This window comes from Flavobacterium sp. (assembly GCF_031381455.1).
In the GTDB taxonomy this organism is placed as follows: domain Bacteria; phylum Bacteroidota; class Bacteroidia; order Flavobacteriales; family Flavobacteriaceae; genus Flavobacterium.
This window is the reverse complement of record NZ_JANMXZ010000002.1, coordinates 105,225-126,078: the sequence shown is the minus strand read 5'-3', so window position 1 is coordinate 126,078 and position 20,854 is coordinate 105,225. Positions and strand designations below refer to the sequence as shown.

The following is a 20,854-nucleotide window of genomic DNA, read 5'->3' as shown; positions in this document are numbered from 1 at the left end:
TTAATTGTTTACACTTTTTCTCCTTTGATGATTTTAAGCAATACAACTGCAACCGCGGCTAATAGTAAAAGATGGATAATAGCGCCAGTGTTGTAAATGAAAAATCCTAAAGCCCAAAATATTAGTAATAATATCACGATTGAGTAAAGTGAATTTTGCACGATAGTTTGAAATTATTTGTTAGTATTTATATGTTTTGATTGATATGATTTTATATTGCAAATTTGAATGTAAAGAAGCAGGCTTATGTTATAACTTTTTTTGGAATCGTTATAACATTTCCATTTAAAAAAAAACCTACGCGTTAACATAGGATTTATAAATTTGTTGTAAAATTAATTAGTGGTTGTCTTCAGGAAGGTAAATGGTGAAAGTTGCGCCAGCATCGGGTTTTCCTTCGGCAAAAATAAATCCTTTATGATTTTCAACAATTTTTTTACAAATGGCTAAACCAATTCCGGTGCCAACATATTCATTCTTATTGTGAAGACGGTTGAATAAAATAAATATCTTTTCGGCATATTCTTGTTCAAAACCAATTCCGTTGTCAGTAAATGTAATTTTATAAAATTTGTCTTTTGTTTTTTTAGGAAGCAATTCTTCCTCGAGAGCAATTACTTTTTTGCAAGAAATTTTAATTTTCGGAATACTATCAGCTTTACTGTATTTCAGTGAATTACTAATCAAATTAGCAAATAATTGCTGAATCTGAAATGATATCACAGTCATTATTGGCAACTTATCACATTTAATAACAGCACTTTTTTCTTCTATAGATTGCAACAAATCGTTTTTGGCATTTTCTATTAAGTCATTCAGGTCGGTACTTTCAAAGACTTTCTCTGTCTTTGTAGTTCTCGAATATTGCAATAAATCATCAATAAGAATACGCATTCTTTCAACCGAATTGTTGATGCGCGTCATGAACTCTTTTCCCGTATCGGATAGATTTTCATATTCCTTGTCAGCCAATCGGGAAACGAAGGTTTGAATTTTTCGCAAGGGCTCCTGCAAATCATGACTGGCAACATAATTAAAAGCTACCAGTTCTTTATTACTGGCTTCTAATTCTATATTTTGTTGTTCTAATGACAATGATGCCAAGACTTCTTCAGTCACATCACTAGTGGTACCGATTAAAATTTCTTCCCCTGATTTATTAGTTACAATTCGTGCTGTAGTTCTAAAATATCTGACTTTCTTATCTTTTCTAATCGCTCTGTAAGTAAACGGTGCCATGCTACCATTTTCTAACATTTTAGATGAGGCATCACGAAAAGAGGATAGATCATCCGGATGGATATACTTCATAAAGTTTTCCTGACTTGCAAAAAAAGCTTTCGGCTCAAAACCAAGCAATCTATAGCTGTTGTCTGAAAAAGTATATTCTTTAGTATCAATATTTAATTGCCAACTACCAAAACTACCTACTATTTCAGCCAGATTATTTGATTCGTTCAATACAACCAGACTATTGTTGGAAATTTGCAATTTCTCTAAATCTTTGGTAATTCGCATATAGGAAATAGAGATTAACAAAAGCGTGATTAAAAGCGTTATATAAACAAAAACTGGAGTAACTTTGATGGTGTCTTTATAATACAATTCTCGTCCTTTTAATGTTTTTTTTTCCAAAAGAATCATCTCATTTATTTGGCTCCGAACACTATCCATGGTTTCTTTTCCAATGATTAGTTTTTTCTTCAATTCCTTATCGGATAATGATTTATTTAATGATAAATGCAAAATAGACGAAAGATAATTTTGTCTTTTGTTGATGAAAAATTGCAGTTTTCTAACATTGTCTTCCTGAGCAGGACTATTTTTAATATAGCTTTTTACCAAAGCAAACGAGCGATCAATTTTCTTTTTTGAAGTTATATAAGGCACTAAAAAAGTTGAGTCTTTTGTTATCAAAAAACCACGTTGCCCCGTTTCTGCATCTTTTATATAAGACATCAATCGTTCTAATTCCAAATTGATATCATAGGAATGCGTAACCCATTTAGAAGAATTATTAAGTAAACTAATATGTTTAAAAGTTATGGCAGAAATGAAAAAAATAGCAAAAATTGAAACCACAAAAATGCTTTTGAGAAAAATAGATGATTTATAAATTTTACTTAGTTTCATGACTTCAATCATTTAAAATCGCAGTAAAAAATTATCTCTATTTAATCCTGAAGTATAATATTGCCAGTTTATGGTAACTACATCAGACAATACTTTTTTCAGTGTTGCAAAATCACTTGGTTTTTTGATATAAATATTGGCGCCTTGCACAAAAGTTTCCTCAATATGCTCTTCTGAAGAGGATGTAGAGAAAATAGCAATGGCAATGTCGTTGAAACGTGCATTTTTCTTTATTTCATTGAGACACTCGATTCCGTTTTTCTTGGGCATATTTAAATCGAGAAACAAGACATTTGGCAAAATAGCGTTCGGATTATTTAAATAATCCATTAATTCTACGCCGTCATTAAATGTATTTACTTTTGTATTGATTTTCATTTCTTCAAATGCATCAGTAAAAAGTAACCTATCGTCTTCATCATCATCGGCTAAAATAATATGTATATAATCCGTGTCCATTGGGTTTTATTTTTTAGTTGCGATTTCTCTTCTTTTTGCTATTATTCGTTGGAAAGCAGAAGGTGTAATTCCGGTAACATTTTTAAATTGAGTACTCAAATGTGCCACACTCGAATAATTGAGTTGGAAAGCAATTTCAGTCAAACTCAAATCACTACTCACAATTAATTGCTTGGCATATTCTATTTTTTGCAAAATGATAAAATTTTCAATTGAGGTATACGTTACATCAGAAAATAAATTGGAAAGATAACCATAGCTGTGACTCAACTTCTCGGCAAGATAGACGGAACTTTTGACATTAACTAGTTCAGGGCTGTGAATCATCTCAATTATGGCGTCTTTTATTTTTTGAACCAAGACACTTTTTTGATTTTCGATAATATCAATGCCATACTCTTTAAGTTCTTCGGTCAAAGCCTTAAAAACTGAAGAATCAATCTTTTGCAAAACATCAACTTCTCCAAAACCTAATATTCGGTACTTGATGTTGTATTTAAGGAGTTTCTCTTCTAAAACTTTTCGGCAAACTGCGTTAAAATCAAACTTAATAAAAATCTTCATAGATATGGATTCAGCGTTAATTCTTGTAAAAGTAATAAAATAATGCTATCAAAAAAGCCGCATTAAAATGCGACTTTTTTTTTCTCTCTAACCCCAACTTTTTATTATAGCTAAATGATAGTCGATTTGAGTATCATTTGGTTTACAAAGATATTTGGCTCTTTTATGAATAGGTTATATAATTTTCCCGTATTGTTATATTTTTTCCACTTTTTAGTTTCCAATTTGTAACTTTGCTTCACATCTACCTGTCGGAAGACAGGCAACTATAAAAAATGACAACACTACAACTCGTTAACCAAATCAAACAAAAAAAATCATTTCTCTGTATTGGTCTCGATGTCGACCTGACTAAAATTCCACAACATTTACTGGAACTTGAAGATCCCATTTTTGAATTCAACAAAGCCATAATCGATAACACTCATGATTTATGCGTTTCGTATAAACCCAATATTGCTTTCTATGAAGCCTATGGATTAAAAGGTTGGCAATCATTAAAAAAAACCATTAATTATCTCAACGAAAAGCATCCTGAAATTTTCACCATTGCTGATGCTAAACGCGGTGATATCGGAAACACATCAACAATGTACGCCAAAGCATTTTTAGAAGATTTGAATTTTGATAGCATAACCGTTGCACCCTATATGGGCAAAGATTCGGTTGAGCCCTTTTTAGCTTTTGAAAACAAGTTTGCTATACTATTAGCACTGACTTCCAACGAAGGTGCATTCGATTTTCAAACTAAAAAAAGTCCCGAAACTTCGGAAGTTGAGGAGTTATACAAAACGGTAATTAAAACTTCTAAAACTTGGAAAAATTCACAAAACTTAATGTACGTTGTTGGCGCAACCAAAGCCGAATATTTTACCGAGATTCGCAAAATTGTTCCAAATAGTTTTCTGCTTGTTCCTGGAGTTGGCGTTCAAGGCGGAAGTTTGCAAGAGGTTTGCAAATACGGAATGAATGAAAGTATTGGCTTGTTAATCAATTCGTCAAGAGCAATTATTTATGCTTCCAACGGAAAGGATTTTGCCGAAATGGCTAGGAATGAAGCACTGAAAATCCAGCAACAAATGGAAATAATACTAAACACAGATTAAAACTCTGTGCATCTCATGATTTCTCTGTGACCCGAGCCATAAAGGCGAACTGACGAAGTAATCTCTGTGTAACAAAATGACAACACTTCAAGACCAACTAGGAACTAATCACACTTTTGAAACTACACCCAAAAGAATTGTTTCACTTGTACCTTCTCAAACTGAATTACTATACGATTTAGGTTTGGAAGAAAGTATCGTTGGTATAACCAAATTTTGTGTACATCCTTTTCATTTCAAATCGACAAAGAAAATTATTGGAGGCACCAAAAAAGTACATTTCGAAAAAATAAGACTACTTCAGCCAGATATTATCATTGCCAACAAAGAAGAAAACACGCAGGAAATTGTAGAAGAACTTTCTAAGATTTGTCTGGTTTGGGTTACCGATATTATCACTTTGGAAGACAATTTGAAAATGATAACCGACTTTGGTATACTTTTCAACAAAAGAATTGAAGCTCAAAAATGGATAGATAAAATAAATTTTGCACACATCCATTTTCTGAATTTTATCAAAGATAAAGATCCAGAAGCTTCGGGACAAAAAGTGGCCTATTTTATTTGGGCGAACCCATATATGGTTGCCGGAAATAATACCTTTATCAATGAAATGCTCAAGCTAAATAACTTCCAAAATATCTACGAAAATAGAGAGGAACGATATCCTGAAATAATCATTCAGAAAATGCGAATTCAAGGCGACCCTGATTTGGTATTACTTTCGTCGGAACCTTTTCCATTTACAGACGAACACGCTTTTGAAATTGGAAGATTTACACATCATGCCAAAACCGTTTTTGTGGATGGAGAAATATTTTCCTGGTATGGAAGTCGGTTGATAAAAGCATTTGAATACTTTAAAAAACTTCACGAAAGTATTGCATAAAAAAATGCCAACATTCAAAGATGCTGGCATTCTTAAACTAACTAACCCTAACCAAAATAATAAAAAACCAAATTTATTACATTACAAATGTACGGTGTCTTTTTAGCTTTTACTGTTAAGGTTATGTTATACTTATGTTATTGATTTCTAAATTTTTAACTTACAATTAAGATTACTTTTTGTCCTGCATCGCAAATACTTGTTGCAACAAAGTAGATGTTCTTGAACTTAAATTTGTTCTGATGTTTTTTTCTTCCACAGCAATCATTTTATAAACGCCTTCCAACGCTTTGTTTGTGGTATAATCCGTTAAATCAGGATTTACTTTTTTAACAAATGGAATGTTGTTGTACTTGGTAATAATGTTTGTCCACACTTTATCAGCACCGACTTTTGCAAAAGAGTTTTTAATTACAGGGTTGAATTTAGCGTATAATGGAGATGTAGTAGTAGTCTGTAAATAAGTAGTAGCGGAACTTTCATTCCCCATCAAAATATTTTTAGCATCGGTAAAAGTCATTTGCTTTACAGCATTCACAAAAATCGGAGTAGCTTCTTTAGTCGCATCTTCAGCAGCACGATTAAGCATTTTTATACCATCATCGGCCAGTGAACTTAATCCTATTGTTCGCAATGCCTTATCTACTTTTTGCAATTCTTCCGGGAGCAAAATTTTAACGGCTTGGTTTTTATAAAATCCATCAACCGCAGTTAATTTAGAAACTTGTTTAGAAATTCCATTATTCAATGCTTCTCTTAAACCGCCGGAAATATCGAGACCAGCATTTTGATCAATTCCGGGAAATTGATTAGCGACTTGTTGTAGTTCGGCGCAACTTTTAAAGACAAACATTAAGGCAAAAGCAGAAGTAATAGTTAGGAACTTTTTACTCATGACTTTAAAATTGTTTTTTTGGTATTCGTGACCAGAGCCTGAAAGGCGAACGGATGAAATAATCTTCGATTTCATAATTTAAATTTTTCGATGTCTTGCAAAAATAAAGCCAAAAAATCAATGCTAAGCAAAAACAACCGTTTTATTATTGTAAACCATCGTTTTCCTTTCGGCATGCAATTTTATGGCTCTTGCCAAAACCATACGCTCCAAATCTTTTCCTTTCATGATAAAGTCTTCGATAGAATGACTGTGCGTAACTCGAGTAATATCTTGCTCTATAATTGGTCCTTCATCTAATTTTTCAGTAACATAATGACTGGTAGCACCAATAATTTTCACACCACGGTTAAAAGCCGAATGATAGGGTTTTGCACCCGGAAAAGCAGGCAAAAACGAATGGTGAATATTGATAATCTTGTTTTTATACAATTCAATTAGATTAGGCGTGATAATCTGCATATAACGCGCCAAAACAATGAAATCAATTTGGTGTTCTTTCAGAATTTCCATCTGTGCTTTTTCACCTGCTTCTTTGTTTTCTTTGGTAAAAGGAATATAATAATACGGAATCGAAAATCGTTTGGCAACACTACTCAAATCATTGTGATTGCTAATAATCAAAGGAATTTCGACATGCAATTCCCCAGTGCTGAATCTCGAAAGAATGTCATACAAGCAATGATCATATTTGGAAACAAAAATGGCCATTCTCGGTTTTCTTTCCTGAAGCTGAACCGACCATGACATAGAGAAAGGATTCGCTAAGTTTTTTTGGAAATTATCTTTAATATCGTCTAAATTGAAACTGTCTTTGGCAAATTCACATTCCAATCGCATAAAGAAGACATCTTGGTCGCCGTCAACATGTTGGTCAAGGTAAATGATATTTCCATCAATAGAAGCTATATAATTCGTCACCGCGGCAATAATTCCCTTTTGGTCACGGCAATGGATGAGTATGACAATTTTATTCATTTTACTTTTAGAATTCAAGGTTTCTGTATTCCAAATCTAAACTTATTTTGCTTTGATTTTTGACAAAAACTAATTTTTATGTTTTGTACTAATTAATAGTCCATTTTTTGAAAAATCCTTAAATTGCGTGCTCAAAACAGACACTTATTTAACAATGGTTCAAGAACAACCCTATATCCCTAAAAATAAAGTACGAATTGTAACAGCAGCTTCTCTTTTTGATGGTCACGATGCCGCTATCAATATCATGCGAAGAATCATTCAGGCAACTGGTGTTGAAGTTATTCATTTGGGTCACGATAGAAGCGTGGAGGAAGTTGTAAATACAGCAATTCAGGAAGATGCGAATGCTATTGCTCTGACTTCTTATCAAGGCGGGCATAATGAGTATTTTAAATATATGCACGATTTATTAAAGGAAAAAGGAGCAGGACATATCAAGATTTTTGGAGGCGGAGGCGGAGTTATTTTGCCAAGCGAAATAGCAGAACTGCAAGCTTACGGAATTACCCGAATTTATGCTCCCGATGATGGTCGCGCTATGGGATTACAAGGAATGATTAACGATTTGGTGAAGCAATCTGATTATCCTATTGGTAATGAATTGAATGGTGAATTAGAACATATCGAAGATAAAAATCCAACTGCGATTGCCCGTTTAATTTCGGCTGCAGAGAATTTCCCGGAAATTGCAAAACCTTTTTTTGATGATATTCACAAGATTAATGAAACGTCAAAGATTCCGGTTCTTGGAATTACTGGAACTGGTGGCGCAGGAAAATCTTCTTTGGTAGATGAATTAGTTAGAAGATTTTTAATCGATTTCCCGGAGAAAACTATCGGATTGATCTCAGTTGATCCGTCAAAACGTAAAACAGGTGGCGCTTTGCTTGGTGACAGAATCCGTATGAATGCTATCAATAACTCCAGAGTTTATATGCGTTCGTTGGCTACACGTCAGTCTAATTTGGCATTGTCCAAATATGTTGCCGAAGCGATTCAGGTATTGAAAGCTGCGAAATACGATATTATTATTTTAGAAACTTCTGGAATCGGACAATCGGATACCGAAATCATGGATCATTCTGATGTTTCTTTGTATGTAATGACACCTGAATTTGGTGCTGCAACTCAGCTGGAGAAGATTGACATGCTTGATTTTGCCGATTTGGTTGCTATCAATAAATTTGACAAACGTGGTGCTTTGGATGCGATTCGCGATGTGAAAAAACAATACCAACGCAATCACAATCTTTGGGATACGAATCCAGATGAAATGCCGGTTATTGGAACAATTGCCTCGCAATTTAATGACCCAGGAATGAACACACTTTACAAAAAAGTGATGGACAAAATTGTGGAAAGGACTGGTGCTGATTTGAAATCAACTTTCCAGATTACACGTGAAATGAGCGAGAAGATTTTTGTCATTTCGCCACACAGAACAAGATATTTATCTGAAATTGCAGAGAACAATCGCAAGTATGACGAAACGGTTTTGACACAAGTGGAAGTCGCTCAAAAATTATACGGAATCTATAAAACTATCGAAAGTGTTTCCAAAAAATCAGCACAAATAGACAAAATCGGAATTGACGTTAATGCATTGAATTTTAACGATGATAACAAAGATTTCCTAAACCTATTGGTTAAAGAATTTGACAGAGTAAAAATGAACCTTGATCCATTCAATTGGGAAATAATCCTGACTTGGAATGACAAGGTTAAAACCTATAAAGATCCGGTTTATAGCTTTAAAGTGCGTGACAAGGAGATCAAAATCCAAACACATACTGAAAGCTTATCACATACACAATTACCAAAAGTAGCTTTGCCCAAATATCAAGCTTGGGGCGATATTTTAAAATGGAATTTACAGGAAAATGTTCCGGGTGAATTTCCTTTTGCTTCCGGATTATATCCGTTCAAGCGTGAAGGTGAAGATCCATCAAGAATGTTTGCTGGTGAAGGCGGACCGGAACGTACCAACAAGCGTTTCCATTATGTGAGCGCAGGCTTGCCGGCTAAAAGGCTTTCGACCGCTTTTGATAGTGTGACTTTATACGGAAATGACCCAGATTTGCGTCCGGATATTTATGGAAAAATCGGGAATGCCGGAGTTTCTATTTGTTGTTTGGACGATGCCAAGAAATTGTATTCCGGATTTGATTTGTCTCATCCATTGACTTCGGTTTCGATGACGATTAACGGTCCTGCACCAATGTTGTTGGGATTCTTTATGAATGCTGCTATCGATCAAAACTGTGAAAAATACATTGTTGAAAATAATCTTCAGGTAGAAGTTGAGGAAAGAATCAACGAAATCTACAAAGAAAAAGGATTGCCAAAACCAAAATACAGTGGCGATTTACCAATAGGAAATAATGGTTTAGGATTGATGCTTCTTGGAGTTACCGGTGACCAGGTTTTACCAATGGATGTTTACCAAAATATAAAAGTAAAAACGCTAACGCAAGTTCGGGGTACGGTTCAGGCTGATATTTTGAAAGAAGATCAGGCACAAAATACGTGTATTTTCTCTACCGAATTTGCGTTGCGATTGATGGGTGACGTGCAGGAATATTTTATTCAGAAGAATGTGCGTAACTTCTATTCGGTTTCTATTTCAGGTTATCATATTGCCGAAGCTGGTGCAAATCCAATTACACAATTAGCATTTACGTTATCGAATGGTTTCACTTACGTGGAATATTATTTAAGTCGTGGCATGGATATCAACGATTTCGGGCCTAATTTATCGTTCTTCTTCTCAAATGGAGTTGATCCTGAATATGCTGTAATCGGAAGAGTAGCGCGTAAGATTTGGGCGAAAGCCATGAAAAATAAATACGGCGCCAACGAAAGAGCACAAATGTTGAAATACCACATTCAAACTTCCGGTCGTTCATTGCATGCACAGGAAATTGATTTCAATGATATTCGTACAACGCTTCAGGCTTTGTATGCTATTTATGATAACTGTAATTCGTTGCATACGAATGCTTATGACGAAGCAATTACGACACCAACAGAAGAAAGCGTGCGTCGAGCTATGGCAATTCAATTGATTATTAATAAGGAATTGGGCTTAGCCAAAAACGAAAACCCAATTCAAGGTTCGTTTATAATTGAAGAATTAACCGATTTAGTAGAAGATGCTGTGTTACAGGAATTCGACAGAATCACTGAACGTGGCGGAGTGCTTGGCGCTATGGAAACCATGTACCAAAGAAGTAAAATACAGGAAGAAAGTTTGTATTATGAAACCTTGAAACACACAGGAGAATTTCCAATTATTGGAGTAAATACATTCTTGAGTTCTAAAGGCTCACCAACCGTTTTACCGGCTGAAGTGATTCGTGCCACCGAAGAAGAAAAGCAAGTGCAGATTCAAACGTTAGATAATTTGCATCAAACATATCACGACAAAGAAGATGAACAGATTGCTGCTTTACAAAATGCTGCCATAAATAACGAAAACATATTTGAAGTGTTGATGAATGCTACTAAGTATTGTTCACTTGGACAAATAACCGCTGGCTTGTTTGAAGTTGGTGGACAGTATCGTAGAAATATGTAAGCAGACACTTGTTCTCGCAGTAAGCGAGGATATAGTGGTCGCTTATCCCGATGACAATCGGGATTTAGAAAAAAACCTCACAGTGATGTGAGGTTTTTTTATACAATAAAACCATTATTTTTTTAAAATGATTATAAATCAGCTTTTAAACGTCTAATACAGTCGTTAAACAGTTAAATGTAAGTAATATATTGTTAACCACTTATATAAGGTATCTTTCTAAATATATGATGTTTTATCATGTATATAACCTTAAACAAAACACAAAATGAAAGTATTTAAAAAGACAAAAGGAATTGTGATGCTCTCGGTAGTAATTTTTGGAATAAGTCTCTTTGTCTTATCCTGTTCAAAAGATAGTGCAAGTTATACTTGTGCTACGTGTCATGATACACCGGAAGCCTTGGTCGCTAATGACGGAAGTGCTAAAGGAATCTACAAAGGAACCGAAGTTGGTTCTTCGGGTACATTATCAATTAATATTCAAAATGGTAGCAGCACCATTACTGGGGTTATGGTATTAGATGGAGAAAGTGTAATATTAACCTCTTCAGTAGCTTATGTTGATGGAGCAGCGTATGTAGCACCTTTTACAGGTGTTTTTGATGGCTCACCAATCTCTATTACATTTTCGGTAGCAATAGGCGGTTTAACTCCGTTGGTAACAGCTTCCAATATTCCCGGACATCCAGATGCTACTTTTACTTTGTATAAAGAAACATCAACTTCATTAATAGAAGTGTTCGAAGGTACTTATACAAAAACCGGGGGAGAAACAGGGGTATTCAACATTCTGCTTTCAAGAGCCTTAAACAAATGGGGTGGAGTGGCACTAAATGATGAGCCAGGATCAGAACCAGACGACGACATTGATGGAACAATAAACGCAAGCAATCAACTAATAGTAACCGGAAACGGAGTAAATATTGGAACAATTTCAGGTGACGAAATTCACGGCTCTTTTGTTGATGGAAATTCAGCAACAATAAATATTACAGGTCATCGCACATTATAATTGCATTTTTATTAATTCAGAAAAAGCCTCACATCACTATGAGGCTTTTTTTATTCACTTGATTTATCCTCATTAAACTTTTTCACAATAGCTTTGAGTTGTTCAGCTCGAGCTGTTTTCTTGGCTTTTTCTTTGTCTTGTGCTTTGTGAAGCTTGTCGTTATGTGCTTTTATATTTTTGGCGTTGTTTCTTCCCATGCGTTAAAAATACAAATTTTTGTTAATTTAAATCTTTGGCACAATTAATGGGTAACAAAAAAATAAATCATTAACCTGCCTGTCCGCTGACAGGTCATTTAAAAAATAAACATTATGAAAAAGATTACTCTAATTTTAGCTTTTATCGGGATGATAACGCTACAAGGTTGCAGCACTAGCAATGATGACAATGTTGATAACGATACCATTAGTGAAGTATTTGAATTAAAAAATATCAATTTTGGTTTTGACGGAGGAAACAGTTATTCAATTTATCAAACATTAAACCCCCAAATTTATCCTTCAGATGTTATACTGATTTATAGATTATCAGGAACAATTGATTCGAGTACTCCAATATGGCAATTAATTCCAAGAACCTTATACTTGAATGAGGGTGAGTTGGACTACGATTTTGATTTCAGCCAAGAAGACTTTACGATATATGCAGGCGGAACTTATGATTTGACCTTAACGCCAAATTATATAAACAATCAGACATTTAGAATTGTTATTATTCCTGGTTATCTTTCAAATAAAATGAAAAGTAGTTTAGATTTATCAGATTACAATGCAGTTGTAAATGCATTTCATATTGATCAGTCTAATATTAAAGTTCTGAATAAATAATTTGTACTCTTAATTTCATAAAAAAACCATTCGCATCGGCGGATGGTTTTTTTGTTTCAATATAACTCAAAAATTATTTAAGCATCTAAATCAACCTTAGTAGCATCAGCAATCTTTTTATATGTTCCGTTTACTAATTTCTCACGGATAATTTCAAAAGCAGTTAGTGTTTCATCAATATCAGACAAAGTGTGAGAGGAAGTTGGAATCATACGCAATAAGATAATCCCTTTTGGAATAACGGGATAAATAACTATCGATAAGAAAATACTATAGTTTTCACGTAAATCGTTAACCATTACCATCGCTTCAGGCACACTTCCTTCAAGATAAACTGGTGTTACACACGTATTTGTATCACCAATATTGAATCCTTTAGTTCTTAAACCATTTTGTAAAGCATTTACGTTTTCCCAAAGTTTGTCTTTCAATCCCGGATTATCTCTCAACAATTGCAATCTTTTCAAAGCACCAACGGTTTGAATCATTGGTAACGCTTTGGCAAACATTTGTGAACGCAAATTGTATTTTAAATAATCGATTATATCTTTATCCGCAGCAAGAAATGCTCCAATGCTCGCCATAGATTTAGCAAACGTAGAAAAGTAAACATCAATTCCGTCTTGGCAACCTTGCTCTTCTCCGGCACCAGCACCAGTTTTTCCTAATGTCCCAAATCCGTGAGCATCATCGACTAAAAGGCGGAAATTGTATTTCTTTTTCATTTCCACAATCTCTTTCAACTTTCCTTGTTGACCACGCATTCCAAAAACTCCTTCGGTAATGAATAAAATTCCACCTCCAGTTTCTTCAGCAAGTTTGGTAGCACGTTGCAGGTTTTTCTCCATACTTTCCACATCATTATGTTTGTATGTATAGCGCTTTCCCATGTGCAGACGAACACCATCAATGATACATGCATGCGCATCAACATCATAAACAATTACGTCGTTTTTAGTAACCAAAGCATCAATACAAGACATTATTCCTTGGTAACCAAAGTTTAATAAGTATGCTGATTCCTTTTGTACAAAAGCAGCCAATTCATTTTCTAATTGTTCGTGAGCATCAGTATGACCTGACATCATACGAGCACCCATTGGATATGCTGCACCATATTTAGCTGCTGCATCAGCATCCGCTTGACGGACTTCAGGATGATTTGCCAGACCTAAATAGTCATTCAAACTCCAATTCAAAATATTTTTTCCGTGGAATGTCATTCTTGGACCAAGTTCTCCTTCTAGTTTTGGGAAAACATAATATCCTTCTGCTTGAGATGCCCATTTTCCTAATGGACCTTTATTGTTTTGTATTCTTTCGAATAAATCTTTTACCATTATCACTTTGTGTTTTAGTCGAGGCAAAAGTAATAATTTATTATTAAAATTTATGATTAAGGAATTATGTTTTATGAGCTTTTCAAAGATTATATTTGTAAACTAAAATTATGAATAATGCAACTTGTATTCGCTTCCAATAATCAAAATAAAATAAAGGAAATTCAACTTTTACTACCAGATTCTATTCAGGTTTTGAGTCTTTCAGCCATTGGTTGTTTTGAGGAAATTCACGAAACTGCTGAAACGATTGAAGGAAATGCTATTCTCAAAGCAAATTACGTAACCGAAAAATTTGGATACAATTGCTTTGCTGATGATACCGGTTTGGAGGTTGAAGCTTTGAACGGAGAACCGGGAGTTTTTTCAGCAAGATACGCAGGCGAACAGAAAGATTCCAATGATAATATGGATAAATTGTTATTAAATTTAAACGATGAAACTAATCGTTCAGCTCAATTCAAAACAGTAATTGCATTAAACCTTAACGGAAGTCAAACCTTATTTACCGGCATCATCAAAGGCAAAATCATCGGAGAAAAAATTGGAACCAACGGCTTTGGCTACGATCCAATTTTTGTTGCCGATGATTACATTAAAACCTTTGCGGAATTGACGATAGAGGAAAAATCTAAAATCAGTCATCGCGGTTTGGCAGTGAAGCAGTTGGTGGATTTTCTTAGTCGCTAAGTCGCTGAGTAACTGAGTGACTGAGAAAGATGAAAGTTCTTAATAGCCCTGATAGGAGCTAGCTACCATGTAGCGCGGATAGCGGGAGCAATAGTGTAAAAAAAGCTAAAAGTTCCGTTCCTAATTAAAAAAACTTAGCCACTCAGACACTCAGCTACTTAGTTACTTCGTCAGCCAAAAGTTAACTACTTAATTATCAATAAATAACAAATTAGTTTTTATAGTATTTAAAACTTACCTTTGCACCAAATTTTAAAATACAATATGAATAAATTTGAACAATTAGGTCTGAATGAGTCGTTACTGCTGGCGATCAAAGATCTAGGATTTGAGAATCCGTCAGAAGTGCAAGAAAAAGCGATTCCAGTACTATTGGAACAAAACACAGACTTAGTCGCATTAGCACAAACAGGAACAGGGAAAACGGCAGCATTTGGTTTTCCGCTAATTCAAAAAATTGATGCTGAAGACAGAAGTACTCAAGCGTTAATTTTATCCCCAACGCGTGAGCTTTGCTTACAAATCACCAACGAGATTAAACAATACTCAAAATATGTAAAAGGTTTACATACAGTGGCAGTTTATGGTGGTGCTAGCATTACAGAACAAGCCAGAGAGATTAAACGCGGAGCACAAGTAATTGTGGCAACTCCGGGTAGAATGCAGGACATGATTAATCGTGGTCTTGTAAACATTAAAAACATCAGTTACTGTATTCTTGACGAAGCAGATGAGATGTTAAACATGGGGTTTTATGATGATATCGTTTCGATTTTGTCAGATACTCCAGATGAGAAAAAAACATGGTTATTCTCAGCAACAATGCCTGCGGAAGTAGCGCGTATTGCTAAAAAATTCATGGCTGACCCTGTGGAAATTACAGTTGGAAGCAAAAACTCAGGTACGGCTACCGTTTCACACGAATTTTACTGTGTGAATGCACGTGACCGTTATGAAGCGTTGAAAAGATTGGCTGATGCGAACCCGGATATCTTCTCAGTAGTTTTTTGTAGAACCAAAAGAGATACACAAGCGGTTGCTGAAAAGTTAATTGAAGATGGATACAGTGCTGCGGCATTGCACGGAGATTTATCTCAGGCGCAACGTGATGGTGTAATGAAATCATTTAGAGGAAGACAAATTCAAATGCTTGTTGCGACTGATGTTGCAGCTCGTGGAATTGACGTTGATAATATCACACACGTAGTAAACTATCAGTTACCAGACGAAATTGAAACCTATACGCATCGTTCAGGCCGTACAGGTCGTGCTGGTAAATTGGGAACTTCTATCGTAATCATCACCAAAAGTGAGTTGCGGAAAATTTCGTCTATCGAAAGAATCATCCAACAAAAGTTTCAAGAGAAAACAATTCCAAGTGGAATTGAAATCTGCGAAATCCAATTATTGCACTTAGCGAATAAAATTAAAGATACCGAAGTTGACCACGAAATAGATAACTATTTACCAGCAATCAACGAAGTTCTTGACGGTTTATCAAAAGAAGAGTTAATCAAGAAAATGGTTTCTGTAGAATTCAACAGATTTATCGCTTATTACAAAAAGAAACGCGATATATCTGGTGAAGGAGGAGAAAGAAGCGAACGAAGTTCTGAGCCAAGAGAAATCAGAGCCGGAGATCCTGTTCGTTATTTCGTAAATATTGGTTCAAGAGATGATTTCGATTGGATGCAATTGAAAGATTTCTTGAAAGACACACTTGATTTAGGTCGAGATGACGTATTTAAAGTGGATGTAAAAGAAGGTTTCTCTTTCTTTAATACTGACGGAGAACATACTGAAAAAGTTATGTCTGTTCTTAACGGATATGATATGAATGGAAGAAGAATCAATGTTGAAATTTCTAAAAACGACGGTGGAAGCCGTGAAAGACGTGACCATAACGGAAGAAGTTCTGGTGGCGGATTTAGAGGTGATAGAAATTCAGGTGGAGAACGCAGAAGTTCTGGTGGCGGAGGAAGTTTCGGACCAAGAAAAGAAGGCGGATTTAAAAGTGAAAGAAGTTCAGCTCCTAGAGAAGGTGGTTTCAGAAGTGAAAGAAGTTCTTCAGACAGACCAAGAAGAGAAGGTGGTTTTAATCGCGATAGCGCAGCTCCAAAAAGAGAACCAGGTTCTTTTCAAAGAGAAGAACGAGCGCCAAGACGTTCAGAAGGTTCAAGTGATAAGCCAGCAGGTCGTTCATTTGAAGCTGCTAAAAGCAGAAGGCCAAGAAAGAGCTAAATCTCAAAAAATAAAAAACAAATTCCAATAATTTGGCATTTCTTATAAACTCCGATTTCATCACGATATCGGAGTTTTTTTGCTTTTTTTTGAATTTTTTTAATTTTTTTTTATTTTGTATTTATTTTTTTTAATTTTGAAATTAAACCTTTTTTTAAATTGATTTTTATTTGGAATTTATGATTTGACATTTGGAATTTCACCCTTTTGTTAATTTTGTTCTAATTCTGCCATTAAACTTTACCTTTTCTTAAAAGAGTTTCATACTTTTAAACCATCAAAATTAGCTATGAGATATTTTACAATTTTACTTTTATTTATAGTTCCTTTAAGTGCCATCGCGCAAGTCAATCCAATATCGCAAAAAGTTACAGGAACAATTATCAACGATAATACGTTGCAGCCCATTTCCAATGTAAACGTTATCAACATAAACAAAGTAAAAGGAGTTACAACAAATGTAAAAGGATACTTTGAATTGGAAGTAAGTGTTAATGATACACTGCACATCGCTTTGCTTGGTTATCAATCGTTGAGAGTAAGAGTAACTAATGACTGGCTGAAAAATGGTACGGCCAAATTAATGCTGACTGAAAAAGCCATTGCTTTGGAAGAAGTTATTGTCAAAAAATATGACTTAACAGGTTATCTTGAAATCGATTCAAAGCTTATTCCTGATAAAGAAAACTACCGCTACAGTATTTCGGGTTTGCCACAAGGTTATGAAACGGGAGATACTTCTCCAGGAGCTTTTACGAGAGTTCTAGGTTCTATCTTCAATCCGGCCGATATGCTCTATAATTTCTTTGGCAAGAAGACCAACGAGCTCAAGAAACTCAAACAGATGAAAAAGGATGATACCGTTAGAAATCTGTTAGAATCTAAGTTTGACAGAGAAACGCTGGGTGTACTTCTTGGTATAGACAAAAAAGAAATTGCCGAAATCCTGACGCGTTGTAGCTATTCTGAAGAGTTTATCAAAACCGCAAACGATTTGCAAATTATGGATGCTATCAGTGAATGCTATGAGCAATATAAAGTGTTGAAGAAGAGATAGAGAAAAGAATATAGACCGCTTCGCTGCAAGAAGATAGATGTATAATGGTTAAAAAATGACGTCCCGATTTAAATCAGGACGTTTCTTTTTTCGTTCTTCTTTCAACGAAGTGGTCATTTCTCATAATACCTCGCTTCAATACGTTTAATATCCTTGATAGTATTTTTTGCCCAAAGCAATCTCTTTTCCAGTAATTCTTCTTCAGTGAGTTGCCAGTTTACATTCGATTGGCGTAGGCGAGTGGTGATGTCCTGAATAATAATCGCAGCTGAAACCGATATATTCAAACTTTCCGTAAAACCTACCATCGGAATCTTCAAATAACCATCTGCATGACTCATCACTTCTTCTGACAATCCTTCTTTTTCAGTACCAAAAAACAAAGCACTCTTTTTGGTTACGTCGAAATCCTGCAGCAAACATGAATCGTTATGCGGAGTAGTTGCAATGATTTGATAGCCTTTATCTTTTAAAGTTTGTATGCAATTTGAGATGTTTTCAAACTTATTGATATCAACCCATTTTTGAGCGCCCATCGCAATTTCTTTGTCTATGTTCTTCCCAAAACGTTGTTCAACTATATTAATCTCCTGAATGCCAAAAACTTCGCAACTACGCATCACTGCACTCGTATTGTGAAACTGAAAGACATCTTCTACCGCTATAGTAAAATGATTGGTTCTGTTTGCTAATACAGTTTCAAAACGTTCCTTACGGTTGTCTGTTAAAAATCCTTCGAGATAAGCGAGATAATCTAGGTCAATCATTGATAATGCTTTTGGCAAAAATAGTAAAAATGCGTAGCTTTAATCCCGAAACCTCGGGGCAAATTAAAAAAATGAAAAAACTAGTTGTATTAACTGGCGCGGGTATTTCTGCAGAAAGCGGTCTCAAAACCTTTCGAGATGCTGACGGACTTTGGGAAGGTCATAATGTGATGGATGTGGCTTCGCCCGAAGGTTGGTATAGAAATAAGGAATTGGTATTAGATTTCTACAATCAACGTCGTAGACAATTGCATGAAGTAAAACCAAATCACGGTCACATTGTGTTAGCTGAATTAGAAAAAGATTTTGATGTACATATCATAACTCAAAACGTAGACAATCTCCACGAACAAGCCGGCAGTTCTAAAGTATTGCATTTGCATGGCGAATTGTTGAAGGTACGCAGCACCAATCCCGAAGTTTCGGGAGAAGAGTATATTTTAGATTGGAAAGATGATTTAGTGATTGGAGATGTTGATGACAAAGGAAATCAATTGCGTCCGCATATTGTTTGGTTTGGCGAAATGGTTCCAGCTTTAGAAGAAGCAATAAACATCACAGAACAAGCTGACTATGTAGTTGTTATTGGTACATCACTTCAGGTATATCCGGCAGCAAGCTTGATGCATTATGCGAATCCGAATGTTCCTGTTTTCTATATAGATCCAAGACCGGCAAGTATCAATAATTTGCAAAATCCTTTGGAAGTTATTGCAATGAATGCTACTGAAGGAGTTCCGTTGTTAAGAGAAAAACTTATCAAAAGAGAATAGAATATAGAATAAAGAATATAGATTTTAAGTAGAATTTTACTCTATTTTCTATGTTCTATTCTCTATATTCTAAATAGGATTACCTAAATTTGCATCATACAACCCGAGCCGCAGGCGAACTGTATTTAGCGCAGCGGAATAAAACAACAACACAACACATGTCACTAACATCACTAAACGCCGTTTCTCCTATTGACGGAAGGTATCGAAGCAAAACCAAATCACTTTCCAATTATTTTTCTGAAGAAGCACTAATAAAATACAGAGTTTTAGTTGAAGTTGAGTACTTTATAGCGTTATGCGAAGCTAATCTACCGCAGTTAAAAGCAGTAAACCCAACCGTTTTTGACAGCCTACGAAATCTCTATAAAAACTTTACTACTGAAGATGCACAATGGATAAAAGACACTGAAAAAATCACAAATCACGATGTAAAAGCGGTAGAATATTTCATTAAAGAAAAATTTGAAGCCTTAGGATTATCACCATACAAAGAGTTTATCCATTTTGGTTTAACGTCACAAGACATCAACAATACCGCTATTCCGTTATCGACAAAAGATGCTTTTCAGGAAGTGTATTTGAAGTCATTAATTGCATTAGTAGCAAAATTAAAAGAACTGGCGATGGAGTGGAATGACATTCCGATGTTGTCCAGAACACATGGTCAGCCTGCTTCGCCAACACGTTTAGGAAAAGAGATTTTAGTTTTTGTAGAACGTTTGGAAGAGCAGCTGCGTTTGTTGTTTAATATTCCGTTTGCCGCTAAGTTTGGTGGTGCAACAGGGAATTTTAATGCCCATCATGTTGCCTATCCAAATATAGACTGGAAACAATTTGGCACCACTTTCGTGGAAGATACGCTCGGATTGCAACATTCCTTTCCAACCACACAAATAGAGCATTATGACCATTTTGCTGCTTTTTTTGACGCACTAAAAAGAATAAATAATATCGTTATCGATTTAGACAGAGACATTTGGACGTATGTTTCGATGGAGTATTTCAAACAGAAAATTAAAGAGGGAGAAATTGGTTCGTCGGCAATGCCACATAAAGTAAACCCAATTGATTTCGAAAACTCCGAAGGGAATTTGGGAATTGCCAATGCTGTTTTTGAGCATTTTTCTGCAAAATTACCAATTTCAAGATTGCAACGTGATTTGACTGACAGTACGGTTTTAAGAAATATTGGAGTTCCAATAGGGCACACATTAATTGCTTTTGATGCAACCTTAAAAGGATTGAATAAATTGTTATTAAACGAATCAAAATTCGCTGAAGATTTAGAGAAAAATTGGGCAGTTGTTGCTGAAGCGATTCAAACCATTTTAAGAAGAGAAGGTTATCCAAATCCGTATGAAGCATTGAAAGGATTGACCAGAACTAATTCGGTAATCAACAAAGAAGCGATTCATACATTCATTAAAACATTAGAAGTTTCAGATGTAATCAAAGCTGAATTGCTTCAAATCACTCCAAGTAATTACACTGGAATTTAATAAATAAAGGCACAAGTAATTAAACTTATGCCTTTATA

General features: G+C 35.0%; 19 protein-coding genes. 10 read left to right on the top strand and 9 right to left on the bottom strand.

The window, feature by feature from the left end; translation table 11 throughout:
- Positions 1–8 precede the first annotated feature (8 nt).
- From RMN97_RS00680 to RMN97_RS00665, 4 genes are all read right to left on the bottom strand, one after another.
- The gene (locus RMN97_RS00680) at positions 9–137 is read right to left on the bottom strand and encodes a lmo0937 family membrane protein (protein WP_309612592.1); all 129 of its coding nucleotides are present in this window, start codon (positions 135–137) and stop codon (positions 9–11) included.
- A 202-nt stretch (positions 138–339) separates the two neighbouring features.
- On the bottom strand, positions 340–2,133 hold the full coding sequence (locus tag RMN97_RS00675) for a CHASE3 domain-containing protein (RefSeq protein ID WP_309612591.1): 1,794 nt from the start codon (positions 2,131–2,133) through the stop codon (positions 340–342).
- Positions 2,134–2,145: 12 nt separating this feature from the next.
- Positions 2,146–2,592: a response regulator gene (locus RMN97_RS00670; RefSeq protein WP_309612590.1), complete on the bottom strand. Its 447-nt coding sequence runs from the start codon at positions 2,590–2,592 to the stop codon at positions 2,146–2,148.
- 6 nt (positions 2,593–2,598) lie between these two features.
- Positions 2,599–3,156 (bottom strand): AraC family transcriptional regulator, encoded by a 558-nt coding sequence (locus RMN97_RS00665; protein WP_309612589.1) that lies wholly within the window; start codon positions 3,154–3,156, stop codon positions 2,599–2,601.
- A gap of 275 nt (positions 3,157–3,431) precedes the next feature.
- Between RMN97_RS00665 and pyrF the strand changes: the two genes are divergently transcribed.
- Positions 3,432–4,262 (top strand): orotidine-5'-phosphate decarboxylase, encoded by an 831-nt coding sequence (gene pyrF, locus RMN97_RS00660; RefSeq protein WP_309612588.1) that lies wholly within the window; start codon positions 3,432–3,434, stop codon positions 4,260–4,262.
- Between the two features lie 76 nt (positions 4,263–4,338).
- Positions 4,339–5,151: a helical backbone metal receptor gene (locus RMN97_RS00655; RefSeq protein ID WP_309612587.1), complete on the top strand. Its 813-nt coding sequence runs from the start codon at positions 4,339–4,341 to the stop codon at positions 5,149–5,151.
- A gap of 172 nt (positions 5,152–5,323) precedes the next feature.
- On the opposite strand, the gene RMN97_RS00650 is transcribed toward RMN97_RS00655, so the two are convergent.
- Positions 5,324–6,046: a DUF4197 domain-containing protein gene (locus RMN97_RS00650; protein WP_309612601.1), complete on the bottom strand. Its 723-nt coding sequence runs from the start codon at positions 6,044–6,046 to the stop codon at positions 5,324–5,326.
- A gap of 123 nt (positions 6,047–6,169) precedes the next feature.
- Positions 6,170–7,024: a formyltetrahydrofolate deformylase gene (gene purU, locus RMN97_RS00645; protein ID WP_309612586.1), complete on the bottom strand. Its 855-nt coding sequence runs from the start codon at positions 7,022–7,024 to the stop codon at positions 6,170–6,172.
- A gap of 154 nt (positions 7,025–7,178) precedes the next feature.
- Here purU and RMN97_RS00640 point away from each other — a divergent pair, with 154 nt between their 5' ends.
- The gene (locus tag RMN97_RS00640) at positions 7,179–10,604 is read left to right on the top strand and encodes a methylmalonyl-CoA mutase family protein (protein WP_309612585.1); all 3,426 of its coding nucleotides are present in this window, start codon (positions 7,179–7,181) and stop codon (positions 10,602–10,604) included.
- Positions 10,605–10,872: 268 nt separating this feature from the next.
- A complete protein-coding gene (locus RMN97_RS00635) occupies positions 10,873–11,619 on the top strand; it encodes a hypothetical protein (protein ID WP_309612584.1) in 747 nt (248 codons plus the stop codon).
- Between the two features lie 50 nt (positions 11,620–11,669).
- Here RMN97_RS00635 and RMN97_RS00630 read toward each other — a convergent pair whose 3' ends face one another.
- Positions 11,670–11,816 carry a hypothetical protein gene (locus tag RMN97_RS00630; RefSeq protein WP_309612583.1) on the bottom strand — a complete coding sequence of 49 codons (147 nt, stop codon included), beginning with the start codon at positions 11,814–11,816 and terminating at the stop codon, positions 11,670–11,672.
- A gap of 114 nt (positions 11,817–11,930) precedes the next feature.
- Between RMN97_RS00630 and RMN97_RS00625 the strand changes: the two genes are divergently transcribed.
- A complete protein-coding gene (locus RMN97_RS00625; protein WP_309612582.1) occupies positions 11,931–12,446 on the top strand; it encodes a hypothetical protein in 516 nt (171 codons plus the stop codon).
- A gap of 77 nt (positions 12,447–12,523) precedes the next feature.
- Here RMN97_RS00625 and RMN97_RS00620 read toward each other — a convergent pair whose 3' ends face one another.
- Positions 12,524–13,786, bottom strand: a complete 1,263-nt coding sequence (locus tag RMN97_RS00620; protein ID WP_309612581.1) for a pyridoxal phosphate-dependent aminotransferase family protein — start codon at positions 13,784–13,786, stop codon at positions 12,524–12,526.
- A gap of 117 nt (positions 13,787–13,903) precedes the next feature.
- Between RMN97_RS00620 and RMN97_RS00615 the strand changes: the two genes are divergently transcribed.
- The 3 genes from RMN97_RS00615 (at position 13,904) to RMN97_RS00605 (ending at position 17,774) form a co-directional block, all read left to right on the top strand.
- The gene (locus RMN97_RS00615; RefSeq protein WP_309612580.1) at positions 13,904–14,476 is read left to right on the top strand and encodes a non-canonical purine NTP diphosphatase; all 573 of its coding nucleotides are present in this window, start codon (positions 13,904–13,906) and stop codon (positions 14,474–14,476) included.
- A 264-nt stretch (positions 14,477–14,740) separates the two neighbouring features.
- Positions 14,741–16,717: a DEAD/DEAH box helicase gene (locus RMN97_RS00610; RefSeq protein WP_309612579.1), complete on the top strand. Its 1,977-nt coding sequence runs from the start codon at positions 14,741–14,743 to the stop codon at positions 16,715–16,717.
- 289 nt (positions 16,718–17,006) lie between these two features.
- Entirely contained in the window at positions 17,007–17,774 is a 768-nt protein-coding gene (locus tag RMN97_RS00605) for a carboxypeptidase-like regulatory domain-containing protein (protein ID WP_309612578.1), read from the top strand.
- Positions 17,775–17,887: 113 nt separating this feature from the next.
- Here RMN97_RS00605 and RMN97_RS00600 read toward each other — a convergent pair whose 3' ends face one another.
- Positions 17,888–18,541, bottom strand: a complete 654-nt coding sequence (locus tag RMN97_RS00600) for an RNA methyltransferase (RefSeq protein ID WP_309612577.1) — start codon at positions 18,539–18,541, stop codon at positions 17,888–17,890.
- A 71-nt stretch (positions 18,542–18,612) separates the two neighbouring features.
- Here RMN97_RS00600 and RMN97_RS00595 point away from each other — a divergent pair, with 71 nt between their 5' ends.
- A complete protein-coding gene (locus tag RMN97_RS00595) occupies positions 18,613–19,314 on the top strand; it encodes an NAD-dependent deacylase (RefSeq protein WP_309612576.1) in 702 nt (233 codons plus the stop codon).
- 158 nt (positions 19,315–19,472) lie between these two features.
- Positions 19,473–20,816: an adenylosuccinate lyase gene (gene purB / locus RMN97_RS00590; RefSeq protein ID WP_309612575.1), complete on the top strand. Its 1,344-nt coding sequence runs from the start codon at positions 19,473–19,475 to the stop codon at positions 20,814–20,816.
- Positions 20,817–20,854 lie beyond the last annotated feature (38 nt).

Coding starts and splice junctions, on each gene's coding strand:
- RMN97_RS00610 (WP_309612579.1), top strand. CDS start 14,741: ATGAATAAATTTGAACAATTAGGTCTGAATGAGTCGTTACTGCTGGCG.
- RMN97_RS00620 (WP_309612581.1), bottom strand. CDS start 13,786: ATGGTAAAAGATTTATTCGAAAGAATACAAAACAATAAAGGTCCATTA.
- RMN97_RS00670 (WP_309612590.1), bottom strand. CDS start 2,592: ATGGACACGGATTATATACATATTATTTTAGCCGATGATGATGAAGAC.
- RMN97_RS00605 (WP_309612578.1), top strand. CDS start 17,007: ATGAGATATTTTACAATTTTACTTTTATTTATAGTTCCTTTAAGTGCC.
- RMN97_RS00665 (WP_309612589.1), bottom strand. CDS start 3,156: ATGAAGATTTTTATTAAGTTTGATTTTAACGCAGTTTGCCGAAAAGTT.
- RMN97_RS00595 (WP_309612576.1), top strand. CDS start 18,613: ATGAAAAAACTAGTTGTATTAACTGGCGCGGGTATTTCTGCAGAAAGC.
- purU (WP_309612586.1), bottom strand. CDS start 7,024: ATGAATAAAATTGTCATACTCATCCATTGCCGTGACCAAAAGGGAATT.
- RMN97_RS00635 (WP_309612584.1), top strand. CDS start 10,873: ATGAAAGTATTTAAAAAGACAAAAGGAATTGTGATGCTCTCGGTAGTA.
- RMN97_RS00625 (WP_309612582.1), top strand. CDS start 11,931: ATGAAAAAGATTACTCTAATTTTAGCTTTTATCGGGATGATAACGCTA.
- RMN97_RS00650 (WP_309612601.1), bottom strand. CDS start 6,046: ATGAGTAAAAAGTTCCTAACTATTACTTCTGCTTTTGCCTTAATGTTT.
- RMN97_RS00600 (WP_309612577.1), bottom strand. CDS start 18,541: ATGATTGACCTAGATTATCTCGCTTATCTCGAAGGATTTTTAACAGAC.
- RMN97_RS00615 (WP_309612580.1), top strand. CDS start 13,904: ATGCAACTTGTATTCGCTTCCAATAATCAAAATAAAATAAAGGAAATT.
- RMN97_RS00630 (WP_309612583.1), bottom strand. CDS start 11,816: ATGGGAAGAAACAACGCCAAAAATATAAAAGCACATAACGACAAGCTT.
- RMN97_RS00640 (WP_309612585.1), top strand. CDS start 7,179: ATGGTTCAAGAACAACCCTATATCCCTAAAAATAAAGTACGAATTGTA.
- RMN97_RS00675 (WP_309612591.1), bottom strand. CDS start 2,133: ATGAAACTAAGTAAAATTTATAAATCATCTATTTTTCTCAAAAGCATT.
- pyrF (WP_309612588.1), top strand. CDS start 3,432: ATGACAACACTACAACTCGTTAACCAAATCAAACAAAAAAAATCATTT.
- RMN97_RS00655 (WP_309612587.1), top strand. CDS start 4,339: ATGACAACACTTCAAGACCAACTAGGAACTAATCACACTTTTGAAACT.
- purB (WP_309612575.1), top strand. CDS start 19,473: ATGTCACTAACATCACTAAACGCCGTTTCTCCTATTGACGGAAGGTAT.